16 protein-coding genes are annotated in these 16,422 nt (G+C 39.7%); 8 read left to right on the top strand and 8 right to left on the bottom strand.

What is annotated here, in order from left to right; genetic code table 11:
* Nucleotides 1-1,233: a nucleoside permease gene (locus tag B9A58_RS18870; protein ID WP_084374445.1), complete on the bottom strand. Its 1,233-nt coding sequence runs from the start codon at nucleotides 1,231-1,233 to the stop codon at nucleotides 1-3.
* Between the two features lie 119 nt (nucleotides 1,234-1,352).
* On the opposite strand from B9A58_RS18870, the gene B9A58_RS18865 reads away from it, so the two are divergent.
* Nucleotides 1,353-2,378, top strand: a complete 1,026-nt coding sequence (locus B9A58_RS18865) for an AraC family transcriptional regulator (protein WP_084374444.1) — start codon at nucleotides 1,353-1,355, stop codon at nucleotides 2,376-2,378.
* A 207-nt stretch (nucleotides 2,379-2,585) separates the two neighbouring features.
* Here B9A58_RS18865 and B9A58_RS18860 read toward each other — a convergent pair whose 3' ends face one another.
* The 3 genes from B9A58_RS18860 to B9A58_RS18850 all read right to left on the bottom strand — a co-directional run bounded on the left by B9A58_RS18860 (nucleotide 2,586) and on the right by B9A58_RS18850 (nucleotide 5,895).
* Nucleotides 2,586-4,754 carry a molybdopterin-containing oxidoreductase family protein gene (locus B9A58_RS18860; protein ID WP_084374443.1) on the bottom strand — a complete coding sequence of 723 codons (2,169 nt, stop codon included), beginning with the start codon at nucleotides 4,752-4,754 and terminating at the stop codon, nucleotides 2,586-2,588.
* Nucleotides 4,755-5,315: 561 nt separating this feature from the next.
* On the bottom strand, nucleotides 5,316-5,501 hold the full coding sequence (locus tag B9A58_RS18855; RefSeq protein WP_084374442.1) for a hypothetical protein: 186 nt from the start codon (nucleotides 5,499-5,501) through the stop codon (nucleotides 5,316-5,318).
* Nucleotides 5,491-5,895, bottom strand: coding sequence for an ATPase (locus B9A58_RS18850; protein WP_245827119.1), 405 nt, complete (start codon nucleotides 5,893-5,895; stop codon nucleotides 5,491-5,493). The genes B9A58_RS18855 and B9A58_RS18850 overlap by 11 nt, the downstream gene beginning before the upstream one ends.
* 578 nt (nucleotides 5,896-6,473) lie before the next feature.
* Between B9A58_RS18850 and B9A58_RS18845 the strand changes: the two genes are divergently transcribed.
* The 4 genes from B9A58_RS18845 to B9A58_RS18830 are packed head-to-tail and all read left to right on the top strand — an operon-like array spanning nucleotide 6,474 to nucleotide 10,143.
* Nucleotides 6,474-6,830 (top strand): c-type cytochrome, encoded by a 357-nt coding sequence (locus tag B9A58_RS18845; RefSeq protein WP_084374441.1) that lies wholly within the window; start codon nucleotides 6,474-6,476, stop codon nucleotides 6,828-6,830.
* 19 nt (nucleotides 6,831-6,849) lie between these two features.
* On the top strand, nucleotides 6,850-7,791 hold the full coding sequence (locus B9A58_RS18840) for a sugar phosphate isomerase/epimerase family protein (protein WP_084374440.1): 942 nt from the start codon (nucleotides 6,850-6,852) through the stop codon (nucleotides 7,789-7,791).
* A 27-nt stretch (nucleotides 7,792-7,818) separates the two neighbouring features.
* The gene (locus B9A58_RS18835) at nucleotides 7,819-9,537 is read left to right on the top strand and encodes a GMC oxidoreductase (protein WP_221407884.1); all 1,719 of its coding nucleotides are present in this window, start codon (nucleotides 7,819-7,821) and stop codon (nucleotides 9,535-9,537) included.
* A 3-nt stretch (nucleotides 9,538-9,540) separates the two neighbouring features.
* Nucleotides 9,541-10,143, top strand: coding sequence for a gluconate 2-dehydrogenase subunit 3 family protein (locus B9A58_RS18830; RefSeq protein ID WP_084374439.1), 603 nt, complete (start codon nucleotides 9,541-9,543; stop codon nucleotides 10,141-10,143).
* Between the two features lie 51 nt (nucleotides 10,144-10,194).
* Here B9A58_RS18830 and B9A58_RS18825 read toward each other — a convergent pair whose 3' ends face one another.
* Nucleotides 10,195-10,503, bottom strand: a complete 309-nt coding sequence (locus B9A58_RS18825; protein ID WP_084374438.1) for a DUF3817 domain-containing protein — start codon at nucleotides 10,501-10,503, stop codon at nucleotides 10,195-10,197.
* Between the two features lies 1 nt (nucleotide 10,504).
* Nucleotides 10,505-10,717, bottom strand: a complete 213-nt coding sequence (locus tag B9A58_RS18820) for an RNA-binding S4 domain-containing protein (RefSeq protein WP_084374801.1) — start codon at nucleotides 10,715-10,717, stop codon at nucleotides 10,505-10,507.
* 139 nt (nucleotides 10,718-10,856) lie between these two features.
* On the opposite strand from B9A58_RS18820, the gene B9A58_RS18815 reads away from it, so the two are divergent.
* Nucleotides 10,857-11,354: a hypothetical protein gene (locus B9A58_RS18815; RefSeq protein ID WP_139793982.1), complete on the top strand. Its 498-nt coding sequence runs from the start codon at nucleotides 10,857-10,859 to the stop codon at nucleotides 11,352-11,354.
* 18 nt (nucleotides 11,355-11,372) lie between these two features.
* Here B9A58_RS18815 and B9A58_RS18810 read toward each other — a convergent pair whose 3' ends face one another.
* Nucleotides 11,373-11,837, bottom strand: coding sequence for a hypothetical protein (locus tag B9A58_RS18810; protein WP_139793981.1), 465 nt, complete (start codon nucleotides 11,835-11,837; stop codon nucleotides 11,373-11,375).
* 167 nt (nucleotides 11,838-12,004) lie between these two features.
* Nucleotides 12,005-12,274 carry a helix-turn-helix transcriptional regulator gene (locus B9A58_RS18805; RefSeq protein WP_176214846.1) on the bottom strand — a complete coding sequence of 90 codons (270 nt, stop codon included), beginning with the start codon at nucleotides 12,272-12,274 and terminating at the stop codon, nucleotides 12,005-12,007.
* Here B9A58_RS18805 and B9A58_RS20570 point away from each other — a divergent pair.
* Together B9A58_RS20570 and B9A58_RS18795 are read left to right on the top strand one after the other, a co-directional pair.
* Nucleotides 12,260-12,667 carry an integrase core domain-containing protein gene (locus B9A58_RS20570; protein ID WP_084374434.1) on the top strand — a complete coding sequence of 136 codons (408 nt, stop codon included), beginning with the start codon at nucleotides 12,260-12,262 and terminating at the stop codon, nucleotides 12,665-12,667. The two genes, B9A58_RS18805 and B9A58_RS20570, sit on opposite strands and share 15 nt — an antisense overlap.
* 426 nt (nucleotides 12,668-13,093) lie before the next feature.
* A partial coding sequence (locus B9A58_RS18795) for a M4 family metallopeptidase (RefSeq protein WP_176214845.1) occupies nucleotides 13,094-16,422 on the top strand: 3,329 nt, incomplete at its 3' end.

Below are 16,422 nucleotides of genomic sequence, written 5' to 3'. Positions count from 1 at the left end.
TTATGAGGCTTTATATTCAATCTTTTCGTCTTTGAAGCTTATTGCAAAAATCAACATGATTAAGGCAGCAAATCCAGCAGGAAACCACCAGATTTCTTTCCAGCTGTGAAGTCCTTCGGCATTGATAAAACGGTCAGAGATTTGACCTGCTACCCAAAACCCGATTAACATACCCACACCATAGGTAGCCAAGGTTATCAATCCTTGCGCAGCACTTTTATGATGCTCTCCTGCTTTAGTATCTGTATAGATCTGCCCTGATACAAAAAAGAAGTCATAACAAATGCCATGTAGTGCAATCCCCAAAATCAACATAAAAGTGAGTTCATCTGCATTTCCAAAGGCAAATAGTAAGTATCGAATAGCCCAAGCCAACATCCCAAGAAGAATAGTTTTTTTGAAACCGAATTTTTTGAAAAAGATTGGAAGCAACAACATAAACAATACCTCCGAGGCCTGACCAATGGTCATTTTACCCGTTGGGTTATCTACTCCAATTTCAGCAAGAAAAGGATTGGCATTTTGGTAATAAAAGGCCAATGGAATGCATATCAAGACAGATGACAGGAAGAATATTAAAAAATTCTTGTCCTTCAATAGTTTGATCGCATCTAAGCCAAGCATATCAGATAATGTGACTTTTTCACTTTCATTTGCTCTTGGTGGAGTCTTTGGCAAACTAAAACTAAAGAGCCCCAATATTCCAGAAGCAAAGGCTGTCATTAGGAAAGTATTTTGCAAGAGTCCTTTCTGAATGCCTGCACTCGAATCCCAACTAAATACATAACTGATGGCCAAACCTGCTACAATCCATCCTATCGTTCCCCAAACCCTGATGTAAGAAAATTCTTTGGCAGGATCCGTCATTTGATTGAACGAAACAGAATTGACCAGAGCCAATGTAGGCATGTACATAATCATGTACCCTAGGATGTAGGGATAAAATGACCCAAAGTCAGTGGTTTGTGACATTTGAAACATAAGCACTGCTCCTGCTAGATGCAAAACCCCTAAAATTCTCTCGGCATTAAAAAAACGATCAGCAATCAGTCCAATGATAAATGGGGCAATGATGGCACCCCAAGACTGTGTGGAATAGGCCATGCCAGTTTCAGCACCTGTGGCATGCAGGTTGTTTCCCATGAAAGTTCCTAAAGTGACAAACCACCCTCCCCAGATAAAAAACTCCAGGAACATCATCACTGAGAGTTGTATTTGAGTTGATTTTTTCATTTAATTCAATTAATAATTGTTGTATAAATTTGTTCAATACAATCAAATCCATTTCCCAAAGCTGGATTGAATAAAGTAAAGTAGCTTTTATTAAAGTTTTACCTGTTTAAAATATTTCAATGAATAATATTAAACAAGGCATTGTGCCTTTCAAGGAGGAGAATGGATCCATCTATTATGCAGACACTTGTCTTCCGCTTGTAGATGCCATACAAAGGGAAAAAGTGGAATTCAAAGCGCTGGCGCGACACACCTACCCTGGAGATCGTTTGAATGACGATACTAAAGGGCTGAATACCATTGGGTATTGGAGTGCGCATGAAGCCCAGGATTGGGGACTAGACTGGCATAGAAATGAAGGGGTAGAATTTCACTTTTTGGAATCAGGACACATGCCATACGCAGTAGAAACTACAGAGACTGAATTGTTTCCAGGAGACTTCACCATTACACGTCCCTGGCAACAGCACAAAGTGGGCAATCCTCATGTGGGCGTTGGAAAATTTTATTGGGTGATCATTGACGTAGGTGTTCGACGACCACACCAATCATGGACATGGCCAGATTGGATTGTATTGTCTGATGATGATCTCAATCGTCTAAATCTCCTACTCAGACAAAACGAGCAACCCGTGTGGAAAGCTACAGCGAAGATCAAGACCTGTTTTAAGCAAATCAATCAAACCATTCATCAGGATGTAAACGGCTCTTCTGCATCCAAACTCAGGCTTCATATCAATGAGCTTTTGATTCATCTACTGGACATGTTTGACAAAGGAAATATGGTTCTCAATGAATCATTGACAGACAGTATGAGATCTGCCAAGCAGTTCATATCCGAATTATCAAACAATCTTTCGCATCCCTGGACTATAGAAGAAATGGCAGCTTCATCTGGACTAGGAGCTACAAGATTCACCCACCATTGCAAGCAACTCACTAATCTGACTCCTATGCAGCTTCTGACCAAAAAGCGAATCAACTGGTCGAAAAGGTTGCTGGTAGAAAACCCAAATCAAAGTGCCACTCAAATCGCCTACACCTGTGGATTTGCGACAAGCCAATATTTCTCTACAGTATTTAAGAAACAAGAAAAGTGTTCTCCTCAAGAGTATCGGGTAAAAATTAAGGTAGAAGTCGTTTAAGAAGGTAGGTTATGTGGTGGATTTCAACGTATTGAAAATGCTTAAGTAGGTTGGTCACGCTTTTGGAAAAGCGCGCCAGTAGATTAATGTCAACCAGCTAAAATGAGTTACGCCCCAATGACTAGAAGTACCACGGCTTGCAGTTTGCAATACCGTATCAAATGGTTCAGTTTGTATATTCATTTTAGTTTTTGTTGATGTTCGTATTTATGCCTTTATTATTTCAACTTTCACTTCTTGAATAGCGCCTCCACGCCCCATATCTGTTAAGAGATGATCAGTGAGTGCATTGGCTGAAGATCCACCTTTAAACAACGAAGGCCAGAATCCTTGTGGCATGCACACAATTCCCTGTTGTACTTTGTTACTAATTCGTGCGGTTATAAAAACTCTACCTCTCTGATTATATACTTTCAACTCATCACCATCGGCTATATTTCTATAAGATGCATCATCAGGGTTTACCTCCAAATAGGGCTCCCCTTCCTTTTTTAGAATATGGTCGATATTTGCATGACTACTATTCAGTAGATGTTTAGGTGTTTTAATTGTTAATAAATGCAATGGATAATTCTCCTTGTCTGTTTTATTATACTCCTTGGGAATATAAGTTGGAAGACTAGGTTCAATATTCTCATCGTAGAAATGACATTTTCCTGTTTTGGTCTTGAAATTACCTTTAGCATGAGGCATCCATTTATCTGGCAGATTTAATCTTTGTCCCCCCGTTTTTCTTAACGATTCAAAAGTGATACCCTTCAAATATTCGTGATCACTGTGCAATGTTTTCTTTACAATGTCAATATCAGATTCGTATAGGTACGATTCCGAGAATCCCATTTCCCTAGCAAGTAATCGAAAAAACTCTGAGTTGGGTTTTGATTCACCTAATGGTTCAATAGCTGGTTCGTTGATGTTTATATATGCAGAGCCCCATGAATCTAGAATGTCCCAATTTTCAAGAACGCTTGTTGCAGGAAAAACATAGTCAGCGTATCGTGCTGTATCGGTAATAAAATGCTCTGATACTATGGTCAATAAGTCTTCCCTTTCCAATCCCTTAAGAATCAGATTTTGATTGGGTGTAGTAACTGCCGGGTTCGAATTAAACACAAATAATGCATCTACACCAAGATTTAGATCCTTGCTAGTCAAGACTTTCCCTAACTCTATCATATTGATAGACCGAGTTTCCCTGTTTGCCAACTCTTTAGGTAAGTTTATGCTTTCCCAATTCAGTGATGCTCCAAACAACTCATAGGTCATGTGCATCAACCCACCTCCAAAATGCCGCCAGGCACCTGTCAATGCTGGCAACATGGCTACAGCCCTAAAGGCACTTGCTCCATTTACCTGATGTTCCATACCAATAAGCACTCGAATAAGGGAAGGAGCGCTCTGTGCATAAGTTTTAGCTAGTGAAATGATTGTTTCCTTTTCCAGTCCTGTAATTTGAGAAACTGAAATTGGATCATACTGTTGGACATGTTCCGTTAATTCTTCGATCCCAATAGTATATAGATCAACATACTCCTGATCATGCAAATTTTCTTTTAATATCACATGCATCAGCCCCAAAGCAAGTGCCGTATCAGTACCCGGATATGGTTGAACGTGCCAGTCGGCTTTTTCAGCCGTAGCAGACTTGAAAGGATCGACCACAACAATTGTAGCCCCATTGTCTTTGGCTTTTTGAATAAATGGCCAGAGATGTTGGTTAGAAAGTACCGGGTTAGTTCCCCATAAAATGATGAATCTGCTGTGTACGCAATCTTCGGGCAATACACCTGTTGTTTGTCCGTTTGTTGCCAAAATTCCCTCTACCGCGGCATTACCGCAAATTGTTCTTTCTAGTTGGCTAGCTCCAATATGTGCGAAAAATCGATTGGGGATTGCTTTGCCTTGGACTTTGCCTTGATTACCGCCAAAACTATACGGGAGAATTGACTCCCCACCTTTTTCCTCAATAATAGACTGGAGTTTAGAAGCCACCTCACTTATGGCTTGCTCCCAACTGATTTTTTCAAATTCCCCTTTTCCTTTTAAGCCTGTTCTTTTTAGCGGAGTTAAAATGCGGTTTGGGTGGTAGGTCACATCATTGGGGAATGCTTCCATTTTATTACACAATTTCCCTGCTGTATAAGGGTTTTGGCTTGCTTCAAAACCAACTACCTTATTATTAGTCGTCGTTACTTTCCAACTACACCTGTCAGGGCAATCGTGATAGCATGCACCTTGTGTAGTCTTTGTGGCGATGTTTTCGCTACAAGAGGACGTGATAAAGGGTAAAGAAGTCAGACCTATGCCAACAGCAGTTTTACTGGTAATTTCTAAAAAATCTCTTCGATCAATGCCGTTATTTTTCTTTGGTCTCATACACCATGCTTAATGATGTTCAACGCCTGTAGGACGATGTGCCCTCACAGCTTGATTAAGGCAGAAAGATAACCGATCCGCGAACAACCACAAAAATCTATTTAGCCATTAGCCTAGATTTAGACTGGCAAGGAAACCACGAATGCGTTATCGCTATTCTAAAGATTCAGCGTGGAGCGGTGGTGCTGTTTCTGGGATGGATTAGGCAAGAGAGCTTGGGGTAACCTATACAGCTTGTTATGATCAATTTTGTATCTTTACTTTATGAGTTCAATAGTCATAAGTCCTAAAAATGAGGAGGAGCTACGATTTGTAGCTGAGTTGCTTATCGAAAAGAATTTATAAGGTCTTTCCTTAGGCCATCTGAAAAAGGTAGAAATCCATAGTGTCAGGTTTACTCCATCTATAGCCATAAATCATCTTCCATGATATTTTACCCCAAGGCATAAGTGACACTAAATTTAGTTGATCATAACGATCAGCTGAAATCCGTAGGCTGACGGTTTGTTTGCATATTTAAAAGTATCAGACTCAATGACCCTTTGTAAGTAGTAGATTGGCCTATGGGTTTTTGGCGTTTGTTGTGGGGAGTATTTCACTAGCAGGAATAGATACCTCTTTTCCATTTCGAGACACTATCAATGGGCTATTGTTTTTTTTCTTAAATTCAGCCATTTTACGATAAGCTTCTTTGAGTCCTAAACCTACCTTCTCTTCTAGTTCACGTAATTGTTCCTTAATTTCCATTGTACTTTTCGTTTAATTGAGACCACAATTTTTTGCTTCTAACGATCAGGTCAGAACCGGATCCTTCGGCAATAAATTCAAAACTCTCGCTTGAGTTGTCAACTACGATCCATCTGCTGACAATTGACTTATAAATTTTGAAAAAGTTAACAAGTCCACTCGAATATCTTCTTTCTCTAGTTTGAATTGGTATGTTATGACCACCTTCCTGCACTCTTGTTTGAACTCTTTGCTTTGCAAGTTCGATCGAATCTAGTGTAAGGAATAGCAAGATGGTTTCATATCCTAATTCCATGACTCGATCAATAAATCCACGATATGACTTTGTTGAAAGAGTAGTTTCAAAGGCAAATGACTCTCCATGTGAAACCAGTTCCTGAAGCCGTTCTAGCATTAAACGACCAGCTTTAATCCCCGCTTTATCAGGATTGAGAGGAGAAATGCCTCGTGCAATTTCATCTGCGTTAACAAATTCTTCACAGTCGAAAATTTCAGGTAAAATAGTTATGACAAAGTGGTTTTACCTGCCCCATTTGGTCCTGCTATGATGTACATTTTTTTCACGTGGCAAATATAGTAGTATTCAGTTCAGTTACCACCTGCCTAATTCCCTACAACATTTGTGCACAGTGCACTTTATTTGCACTGTATCATTTCTAGAATTATATGATTAAAAAATCTAAGAAATGATACTGCTCAGGGTTAAGACATTTTCGAATGAGATCAAAGACGATCTACTATAGACATCATGAGTGCTGTAGTCTACTCTGACAGATTACCCGGACTCTCCTATTGTCGAGCCGAGTAATGACGGACATCTCACGGATGTACAATTTCATTCATTGAATGATTTTAAACAAGTCATTTATTCATATCCTATATTTTAGGTAAAGTTTTGTATGAAATAGAATGCTATCAATTATCAGTTGATAGAATTTATACACTTAGTCATACTACTTTATCAACGATTAAATGAAAATACTACAACACCTCATATTGTGCTGTTTGAGTCTAGCCATCATAAGCTGTGGATCAGGAAAAACAAACAAACAATCCACTGAACAAACACCAGTAGCAAACAAATTCAAAATCAAACAACTCCTGGAGAAAAACACCTGCTTTGCCTGCCATAAGCAAGACGAGAAATTGGTTGGTCCCTCCTATTCAGAGATTGCCAAGAGAAGCTATAGTGATGAGCGCATCGTGGAGCTCATTTATAAGCCTGAACCAGAGAATTGGCCAGAATACCCTGCACCAATGGTAGCATTACCCCACCTTGATCAAAAAGAATTATTAGAAATTGCTCATTGGATCAATTCCTTGAATTGAGCATAAACAGGATACAAAAATGAAAACAAATACTACAAGAAGAAGCTTCATCAAACAATCTGGTCTATTAGCCGGAAGCCTTACCATTGCTTCTTCACCCTTATTGAGTGCGTGTTCAAACGCCATGAAAACGGTCGATTTTAAAATTTCTTTAGCCCAATGGTCCTTACACAAAACGCTGTTTGCTGGTAAAATGAGCCATTTGGATTTTGCCAAAGTAGCAAAAAAAGAGTTCGGAATTTCAGCCGTAGAGTATGTGAGTCAATTCTTCAAGGACAAAGCCAAGGACAAAGATTACATCAATCAAATGAAACAAATCGCTGCAGACCATGGTGTAAAAAGTTTGTTGATTATGGTAGATGGTGAAGGTGAATTGGGAGACAATGACACAGCCAAAAGAACTCAAGCTGTTGAGAATCACTATCAGTGGATTGAAGCAGCCCAACAGTTAGACTGTCATTCTATCCGAGTGAATGCAGCAGGACTAGGCACTGCAGAAGAAGTTCAACAAAACGCCATTGAAGGATTAAGGAGCTTGTCCACATTCGCCAAAGACTATGACATCAACGTGATTGTAGAAAATCATGGTGGGTATTCTTCAAATGGCCAATGGCTGAACAAGGTCATCTCTACCGTGGACATGAACAACTGTGGTACGTTACCCGATTTTGGAAACTTCTGCATCACCCGAGACGAAAACTGGAACTGTCTGGAAGACTATGATCGCTACCAAGGTATGAAAGACATCATGCCATTCGCCAAAGGCGTGAGCGCCAAATCACATGATTTTGATAAGGAGGGCAATGAGATTCATTCTGACTTCGCCAAAATGCTGAAGATCGTAAAGAGCGCTGGATTCAAAGGTTATATAGGCGTAGAATATGAAGGCGAAAAACTCAGCGAATACGAAGGCATCAAAGCCACCAAAGCGCTGTTGGATCGCACGATCGCTTCCTTGTAATACCATTTAACACTTAATGCAATAAAAATGATCCAAGAAAATAATAGTGCCTTCAATATCAACTCAAACAAGGCCAATCATTTTGACGCCATTGTGGTTGGTTCTGGTATGAGTGGTGGCTGGGCAGCCAAAGAATTTACCGAAAAGGGATTTAACACCCTCGTTTTGGAACGGGGAAGAAATATCGAACATGGCGACTACCCTACGGCCAGCATGGAACCCTGGACAGATCCACACGGCATGGCCATGGATCCAAAAGTGATTGCAGAAAATCCAGTGGTTGGAAAGTGTTATGCTTTTACCAAAGAACATGAGCACCACTTCGTCAAGGACAAAGAACACCCATACATTCAAATCAAACCTTTTGACTGGATCAGAGGCTATCAGGTAGGTGGCAAGTCGCTCATGTGGGCGAGACAAGTCCAGAGATGGAGTGACTTAGACTTTGAGGCTAATGCTAAAGACGGTCATGGCATAGACTGGCCCATACGTTATGCAGATTTAGCGCCCTGGTACAGCTATGTGGAAAAGTTCATTGGTATCAGTGGCAATAGAGATGGGCTGGATCAAATCCCTGACGGGGAATTTCTAGCTCCATTTGATATGAATTGTGTAGAGAAAGACATTAAAAAAACAATCGAAGGCACCTACCCTTTTAGAAACGTGGTCATAGGGCGATCAGCTAACATTACACAACGTCACAATGAAAGAGGGCCCTGCATGGCCAGGAACAGATGCGCGAGAGGCTGCCCTTTTGGTGGGTATTACAGTTCTAATAGTTCCACGCTTCCTGCGGCTAAGAAGACTGGATTTATGACCTTGCGTCCACACTCAGTGGTACATTCCATCATCTATGATGATGCAAAAGAAAAAGCCACAGGCGTGCGTGTCATTGATGCCAACACTAAAGAAGTGACTGAATACTTCAGTCGTGTGATTTTCTTAAATGCAGGTACTGTGAACACCACAGCCATCATGCTCAATTCTAAATCTAACAGATTCCAGGAAGGACTGGGCAATGAAAATGACATCCTGGGTCGCTACCTGATGGATCATGACTTCAGAGGAAATGTATCTGGCAGAATTGAAGGCTATGAAGACACCTACTACAGTGGGCATAGACCCACTGGGTTATACATGCCAAGGTTTAGAAACTTCAAGAAAGACAAGCAATCAGATTTTCTCAGGGGATATGCCTATCAATTGAGCGCTGGAAAGGGTGCAGGAAATCTAAAATCAGAAGATCCAAAATTTGGAGCCGACTTCAAGGATAAATTGACTGAATTTGGCTCTTGGAGCGTCAGATTTGGCCCCATGGGCGAGCAACTGCCCTACGAAGAAAACAGAATAACTTTGAATACAGATCAGACAGATGACTGGGGTGTACCACTCATTGAGGTAGACGCAGAATTCAAAAAGAATGAAGATGTTATGCTAGACGATGCCTTGAATAGTGCTTCAGAAATGCTCGAAGCTATTGGCGCTAAAGACATTCAAGCATTCAAAAACCCAGAATGGAACGTAGGTCTGGGCATTCATGAAATGGGCACTGCGCGAATGGGGCATAGTCCAAAAGACTCTATACTCAATAAATACAACCAAGTGCACCATGCTAAGAATGTATTTGTAGGTGATGGCGCTTGTATGACTTCTTCTGCCTGTCAGAATCCATCCTTGACTTATATGGCAATCACGGCACGGGCAGCCAATTATGCAGTAGATGAATTGAAAAAAGGAAACCTATAAGCCATGAATAGACGTGAGATATTAAAATCTGTGGGATTAATAGTTGGTGGTACAGTCATAGGAGCGGATTCATTTCTTCTAAGTGGTTGTACCTTCTCTGAGGAGCAAGTGGGGCTATTATCCAACGACCAAATCCAGCTACTAGAAGAAATAGCTGAGATGATCTTGCCACATACAGAAAAGTCACCAGGCGCTAAAGATGCCAAAGTAGGTGCTTTTATGAACAGAATTGTCAGTGATTTTTACACTAGTCAGGAGCAACAAGTATTCTTAGAAGCATTGGCTAAGTACAAGGAAATGGATTTCGATTCATTGACACTGAAAGAAAAAGAAGCCCACTTATTGAAAGAAGAAAAGAATGTGGATAAAAACCCTATTTACACCTTCACAAATCAGGAAACGAGTGAATCTTTTGAAACAAGGCCAGCATATATCATGATTAAACAATTGTCTGTTTGGGCTTATTTATCTTCAGAGTTGGTGGCAAAAAACAGTTTCAACTATTTGCCTATCCCTGGCAAATATGAAGGTTGTGTACCTGCAACAACTGACACCAAACCTATGTACTGGAAACAGAATCCTGGTACAGCACTTAGGAAGGTATAAGGTTAAAAAAATACGGATTAGTGAAGCAAGGTAGATTGGATCAAAAATGATTTAGTCTACCTCTTTTTTATCCACGCTTTTGAAAATTTTAGTATCTGCATAGAAGGTTCCAAATGGAATCAAAGAAGCAACCAACGCAAAAGCTGAAGTCTTCATTCCCCACTTGTGTATATAAATATTTTGAAGGCAAAAGATACCATATAGAATAAAAAGCCAGCCATGTGCCATACCTACATAAAAATTGGGTTCGCGAATGTCCATCATGTATTTGAGTGGCATGGTAATCGCGAAGAGTAAGTAACTAATCCCTTCGAGTATTGCTAATAATCTTAATCTGCCTATTGGTGTTTTCAGTTCCATTTTATTCTACTTTGCCTGTTTGCCCTTCAAAAGTCACCACATCCCCTACTTTTATTTTCTTTCTTCTGCGGGTTTCTACTTCATCATTCACATTCACCTCACCATTGTCGATTCTAATCTTGGCTTCGCCGCCTGTAGCTACCCAGCCAAAGGCCTTTAGCAAATTATTTAGCTCTATATAATCTTCGTCTGATCGTAATTTGAATGATTCCATTTTCATTTCTTTTGAGCTGCAAAAGTATCATTTTAGAATCGACAATGGTGCATACCCAGTCTAATTCCATAGTTGTATTCAGATATTTTCTTATCTTAGAACTGTGTCGACTTAGTCATCACTTTCACTACCAGACAAATTGCCTAATTCAAATCAAAAGAAACTCTTACAGAAGTACACCATACTTAATTTAGCGATTGGCATATCTGTTCCTCTGGCTGTTATTTTTATTAGCCAGGTCTATCCACGATTCTTTTATATCCATTCAGTCATTTGGATTTGCTTCGTACTAGCTGTATTCATCATCATTTGGATGCTACTCAACATGGCAAAAGCCTCCAGTAGCAAGTACATTCGATTACCAGGTTTGATTTTATGGGGTGTCGCCAGCCCACTGACCAGTATTTTTTTGTTTGGTGCGGTCTATTTTGGTACTATCAATCAAGTGACTGAATTGCCCTTCACTCAGGCATTGGAGTTCAGTTTTTCCGCCTTTATCAGAAAGACTAGTCCCATTTCAGAAATTTGTAATTGTCAATTTTTTGAGATCTCCCAAAATTACCTTGGTTACTTGCTATTTGCTTATGCTATTGCCGTCATTATTCAAGGGATAAACTTTAGAAGAGAAAACTTGTAACAAAGCTCAATCAAATCTCTATATATGACTTAAGGTAAGCCAACCTACATGGTCGCCATCACAATCTGAGCCCGTAAATTCTATTCTAAATTTATTATAAGATGTGATTTCACCAGCACCTTCAAATAGACCATTGCAGCTAGGAATAATATCATACCAGGCGAAGTCATTTATTTTCTCCTCCGCTACTTTAAATACAATTGTACCATCATTATCACCACTTCCACAGCATGAGGTGTAATTAGAACTAATAAAAAACTCTCCAGAGAAAGAATTGTTGCTTGTTTTTGTAATTCTGGCACTAATTGCCAACCCATTGAATGAGGCAGATTCCGTTTCAGAAGTCCATGATCCTCTATAATTTCCTTCTGCTAATATTAGATCATCTATTTCATCTTCCATTTCTTTGGAATCTGAGCTATCATCACATGACATAATAATTGCGGAAATTACTATCACGCCTAGTATTTTATATAACTGCATAGATTGTATCTGCTTGTATGAGCTTTATAAACAGCTACAAAGGAATTATCCCTTACTTCAAGCTCATACTGGTGCACCTATACAATCAACCAATTACGACCTACTGAAATTCAATTTTATGGTCGGATAGATTTCAGGGACAACTACTTTTCTAATCAAACTCTCAACTAATCCATACTGATCGTCTTAGTTGATAGTGCAAAATTGACAAGTTCACCTATGGTCTTGAGATTGAGCTTTTCCTTGATATTTTGCTTATGTTTTTCCACTGTCGAAGTAGCTATGTTTAATACATCGCCTGTTTCTTTGCTCAACTTTCCGAATGCAAACACAAACAATATTTCTTGTTCTCTTTTGGTCAATGTTTTGAGTCGCTCCACATTCTTTTTATCATATTGAATCGTCTCGTATTCTTTACTTGAATTGAGAATGGCCAAATTGATACTTATCTTGGAGACCTATGGTACAGTGGGTCTGGGGATAATGGTGGTGTACACTACAACAGTGGCGTGCAAAATTTCTGGTATTATTTAATAGTTGAAGGAGGAACAGGCACCAATGACATAGGATACACCTATGACGTTTTATCACAAGGCATAAAGTTGAGTATGGATGGAAAAGGAAGAGCTATTGATAATGCTTTTATCGAGCGGTTGTGGAGAAGTGTCAAGTACGAAAAACTGTACTTAAACCCACCAAAGGACGGCACGAATCTCTACCTACTCTTGGCAGAATACTTTAACTACTACAACATGGAAAGAAGGCATACTGGCATAGAGGATCAGATACCTCACCAGCTATATTATCACTCCCAAAAACAGGCCGCCTGATGAACTGTTCATTTTTGGTTTTATTGTTAATGAAAGAAATATTCAACACTATTGCAGAACTTAAATCAGAGCTAAACCTGTCCTATACATTGGGGGATGATCAAACAACCATCAACTGTTAGTTTTCAGAGCATCTATTTCCAGAAAAAACCACTCGTACATTTGATTAACCAATAGCTTGGGAAACTAATTCTTTTCTATGTTTTCTCCTAAATAGGGAATTATATATCAAATAAATCACTTATTTTGTCGGCATATTAACGAGTTAAATTTTTACATTTTTACTGAGTTAATATTTGCAGCAGAGAAACAAACTTTTTTTTGATACACTATATGTTCAAGCTTTTTGCAAAACCAGCCTTAGCACTCCTCTTTTCCCTATTTTATTTACTAGATCCTGTTTCAGTTTTAGCACAAAATCAAAAAGTGCTAAAAAATCAAGCAGCAAAAAAAAGAATAGCAAATGCAACTGAAGTTAGACTCGACAAAAATGATCTGCCAGTTAAAATAAGTTTTGAAAAAGGAACGAGAATAAATTCGAATGATTCATTTGACAAGATTCTTGGATTGCCTACCCATAAACAATTAATTCAAAAAAAATCATTCAAAGACAAGCTAGGATATCAGCATATACGGCTGCAGGAAACCTATGAGGGACTTGAAGTATTAGGCAGCCAATATATTGTTCATCAAAAAGGCAATCAATTGATATCCGCAAACGGAAAGATTCGATCATCAATCAGTGTATCTACTCAACCTGCCATTTCAGAGACCACAGCCTTACAAAATGCACTTAAGCACGTAAATGCTACACAGTACATGTGGCAATCATCTGATTCTGAGAAATTCATTAAGAATGAAAAAAGAGACCAAAAGGCAACTTTTTATCCTAAAGGCACCTTGGCAATAAGCAGCAAAAATTATAAAAATGAAGAGTCCGAGAAACTAGTCTATCAATTTGACATTTATGCCTCTGTCCCACTGTCAAGAAGACTTGTAGAAGTAGATGCTCATAGTGGTGAGGTAGTGAATGATATAAGTAGAATTCACACCACTGAAGCTTCTGGAACAGGGCAATCATTGTACGACGGGGTAGTTGATCTTACCTTAGATTTAGATGGCTCTGCCTATGGTCTAGCCGACAATTCAAGAGGTGGTGGCATTTACACTTTTGATTTAATGAATGGCACCAATTACAGTTCTGCGGTTTTGATTTCTGAAGACGACAATTTTGTCAACGAATCTGATAACCAAGCAGGTGTAAGCGCGCAGTTTGGGGCAGCTGCTACTTATGATTACTTTTTTAATAATTTCGGAAGAGACAGTTATGATGATGATGATGCCAGCATATACTCTTACGTGCACTATTCTAGTGGTTATTTTAATGCCTTTTGGGATGGCTCAAGAATGACCTATGGTGATGGAGATGGCGTGAGTGCTACTGCCCTTGTTTCTCTGGACATAGTGGGACACGAAATAGCCCACGCAGTCACTGAGCATAGTGCTGGATTGGTCTACTCCTACGAGTCGGGAGCTTTAAACGAATCATTCAGTGATATTTTCGGACAATCCATTGAATTTGAAAATTTTCCTGAAACTGCAAGCTGGAATTTGGCCGATCAAATTTATACAGACGGAACAAGCATGATTCGTTCCATGAGCAACCCAAATGATCAAGGCCAACCTGATACTTATCTTGGTGACCTATGGTACAGTGGGTCTGGGGATAATGGTGGTGTACACTACAACAGTGGCGTGCAAAATTTCTGGTATTATTTAATAGTTGAAGGAGGAACAGGCACCAATGATATAGGATACACCTATGACGTTTCTGCCATTGGACTTGAGGCTGCACAGCAAATTGCCTATAGAAATCTTACCACTTATCTAACTTCTACATCTCAATATATCGACGCCAGAGCGGGCGCAGAGCAAGCTGCGATTGATTTATATGGAGAAGAAAGTACTGAATACGAAAGTGTGGTCGAGGCCTGGAATGCTGTAGGCGTACCCAGTGCTGATCCTGTGCTTTCTGTAACAGATGATATCGCCTATAATGATGTCCCATTAGGGTATACCCAAATTATTGAAGTCGATATTTTAAATCAAGGAAATGGCCTTTTAACCATCAACAATATTGAATTTAATCATGCTGATTTCAGCACTTCGGAAACCACCCTTTCACTTGGTAGTTTGGAATCAACAACACTTGAATTTGGATTTACTCCATCAGAACTAGGCGAAATTAACGCTGAAGCCACTATTACAAGCAATGGTGGAGATGCTGTAATTAGTATTTCTGGGACAGGTGTAGAACCTCCTGTCATATCTGTCACACCAGAGAGCTTAGAAGCTGATTTGTTCAGTGGAGAAACCTCTGAACAAACTCTGACCATTGAAAATACTGGAACTAGCTCTTTGACATGGCAAATGAGTGTAGGTGAATATGGTGAAACAGCAACCTACAAAGCCAACAAACAATTTGCAGGCTACAGTTATTTCGAGGATGAACACAATCAGGGCAATCGCAGCAATGGCCCAATTCCCATGACCACAATGGCTTCCATGACAGGTAATACAGAAATACTTGTTTGGACGTATTATGCAGATATGTCTACAGAATACCCAAATACCCTAAATGCCATAAGCCAGTATTATGAAGACTATACCATTACCGAAACTGATGTTACAGATGCTTCAGAACTGGAAGCGTTATTAGCTGATAAAGACGTCTTTTTATTACCTGAACAAGAAAGTGGATCAACCAGTTTTTATGAAAACTTAGGCACAGCATGGGCAAGTGCTTTAGAAACATTCGTAAATGGAGGTGGAAATATTGTTCTATGTGGGACCGGCACTGGCGCTCATCTCATCTTTAGTCAATTCATTGAAATGTCTATAGAAGATATAATCAGTGGTGAAAGCATGTCAGTTTTAGATGCGACGAATCCGCTCACTCTTGATCTTGAGTCTACGATCATTGCGCAAGACGCAACATTCCTTGTCAGTACTACAGACGAAGATGCCATAGTAGCTGTTGAATATGGATCCTATGTGGCGGTTCTCAGCAAAGCAATTGATAATGGAAATTTCATTTACGTAGGCTATGACTTCTATGCGTATGACGACGACGCAGCCAAGATCATTTCAAATGCTGTACAATATGGTGGCTCACCAGCCTGGTTGGATATTGACATTTCAAGTGGCTCCATTGCTGCTGGTGAATCCCAAGAAATTGTGGTAGTAGCTGATGCAGCTGACCTCTATGGAGGTACCTATACTGTAGATATTGTTGTAGAAAGTAATGACCCAGAAAATCCTTCCATTAACATTCCATATACGCTTGAAGTTACTGGAGCACCTAACATTGAATTAGATACTGACGAAATTGATTTCGTGGATGCCTACGTGAACATAGAAAACCATCTAACCATCAATATCAGTAACAATGGCACCGATCAGCTGGACGTGACTGCAATAAATTCGAGCAATGAAGTATTCACCACAGATTTAACAACATTTAGCCTTGATCCATCAGAATCAATAGAAGTGACTATCACATATCTTCCAGAATCTGTAGGTACACATAGTGAACAACTCACCATTTTGAGCAATGATGCGGGAGATCCCGAGCTTATTGTAGCGCTGACTGGCAATGCTGTTGAACCTCCTGTTATTTCCGTTTCCCCAGAGAGTATTTCCGATGACCTTTACACAGGTGAGTCTTCCAATCACGCTATCGAAATCGACAATAC

Origin of the sequence: Reichenbachiella faecimaris (assembly GCF_900176375.1) — a bacterium.
GTDB classification, from domain to species: Bacteria; Bacteroidota; Bacteroidia; order Cytophagales; family Cyclobacteriaceae; genus Reichenbachiella; species Reichenbachiella faecimaris.
This window is presented reverse-complemented; position numbering and strand designations above follow the sequence as displayed.

Bases quoted from the DNA above. Each gene is read 5' to 3' on its own strand.
- B9A58_RS18870 (WP_084374445.1), bottom strand. From the start codon at position 1,233: ATGAAAAAATCAACTCAAATACAACTCTCAGTGATGATGTTCCTGGAG.
- B9A58_RS18865 (WP_084374444.1), top strand. From the start codon at position 1,353: ATGAATAATATTAAACAAGGCATTGTGCCTTTCAAGGAGGAGAATGGA.
- B9A58_RS18860 (WP_084374443.1), bottom strand. From the start codon at position 4,754: ATGAGACCAAAGAAAAATAACGGCATTGATCGAAGAGATTTTTTAGAA.
- B9A58_RS18855 (WP_084374442.1), bottom strand. From the start codon at position 5,501: ATGGAAATTAAGGAACAATTACGTGAACTAGAAGAGAAGGTAGGTTTA.
- B9A58_RS18850 (WP_245827119.1), bottom strand. From the start codon at position 5,895: ATGCTAGAACGGCTTCAGGAACTGGTTTCACATGGAGAGTCATTTGCC.
- B9A58_RS18845 (WP_084374441.1), top strand. From the start codon at position 6,474: ATGAAAATACTACAACACCTCATATTGTGCTGTTTGAGTCTAGCCATC.
- B9A58_RS18840 (WP_084374440.1), top strand. From the start codon at position 6,850: ATGAAAACAAATACTACAAGAAGAAGCTTCATCAAACAATCTGGTCTA.
- B9A58_RS18835 (WP_221407884.1), top strand. From the start codon at position 7,819: ATGATCCAAGAAAATAATAGTGCCTTCAATATCAACTCAAACAAGGCC.
- B9A58_RS18830 (WP_084374439.1), top strand. From the start codon at position 9,541: ATGAATAGACGTGAGATATTAAAATCTGTGGGATTAATAGTTGGTGGT.
- B9A58_RS18825 (WP_084374438.1), bottom strand. From the start codon at position 10,503: ATGGAACTGAAAACACCAATAGGCAGATTAAGATTATTAGCAATACTC.
- B9A58_RS18820 (WP_084374801.1), bottom strand. From the start codon at position 10,717: ATGGAATCATTCAAATTACGATCAGACGAAGATTATATAGAGCTAAAT.
- B9A58_RS18810 (WP_139793981.1), bottom strand. From the start codon at position 11,837: ATGCAGTTATATAAAATACTAGGCGTGATAGTAATTTCCGCAATTATT.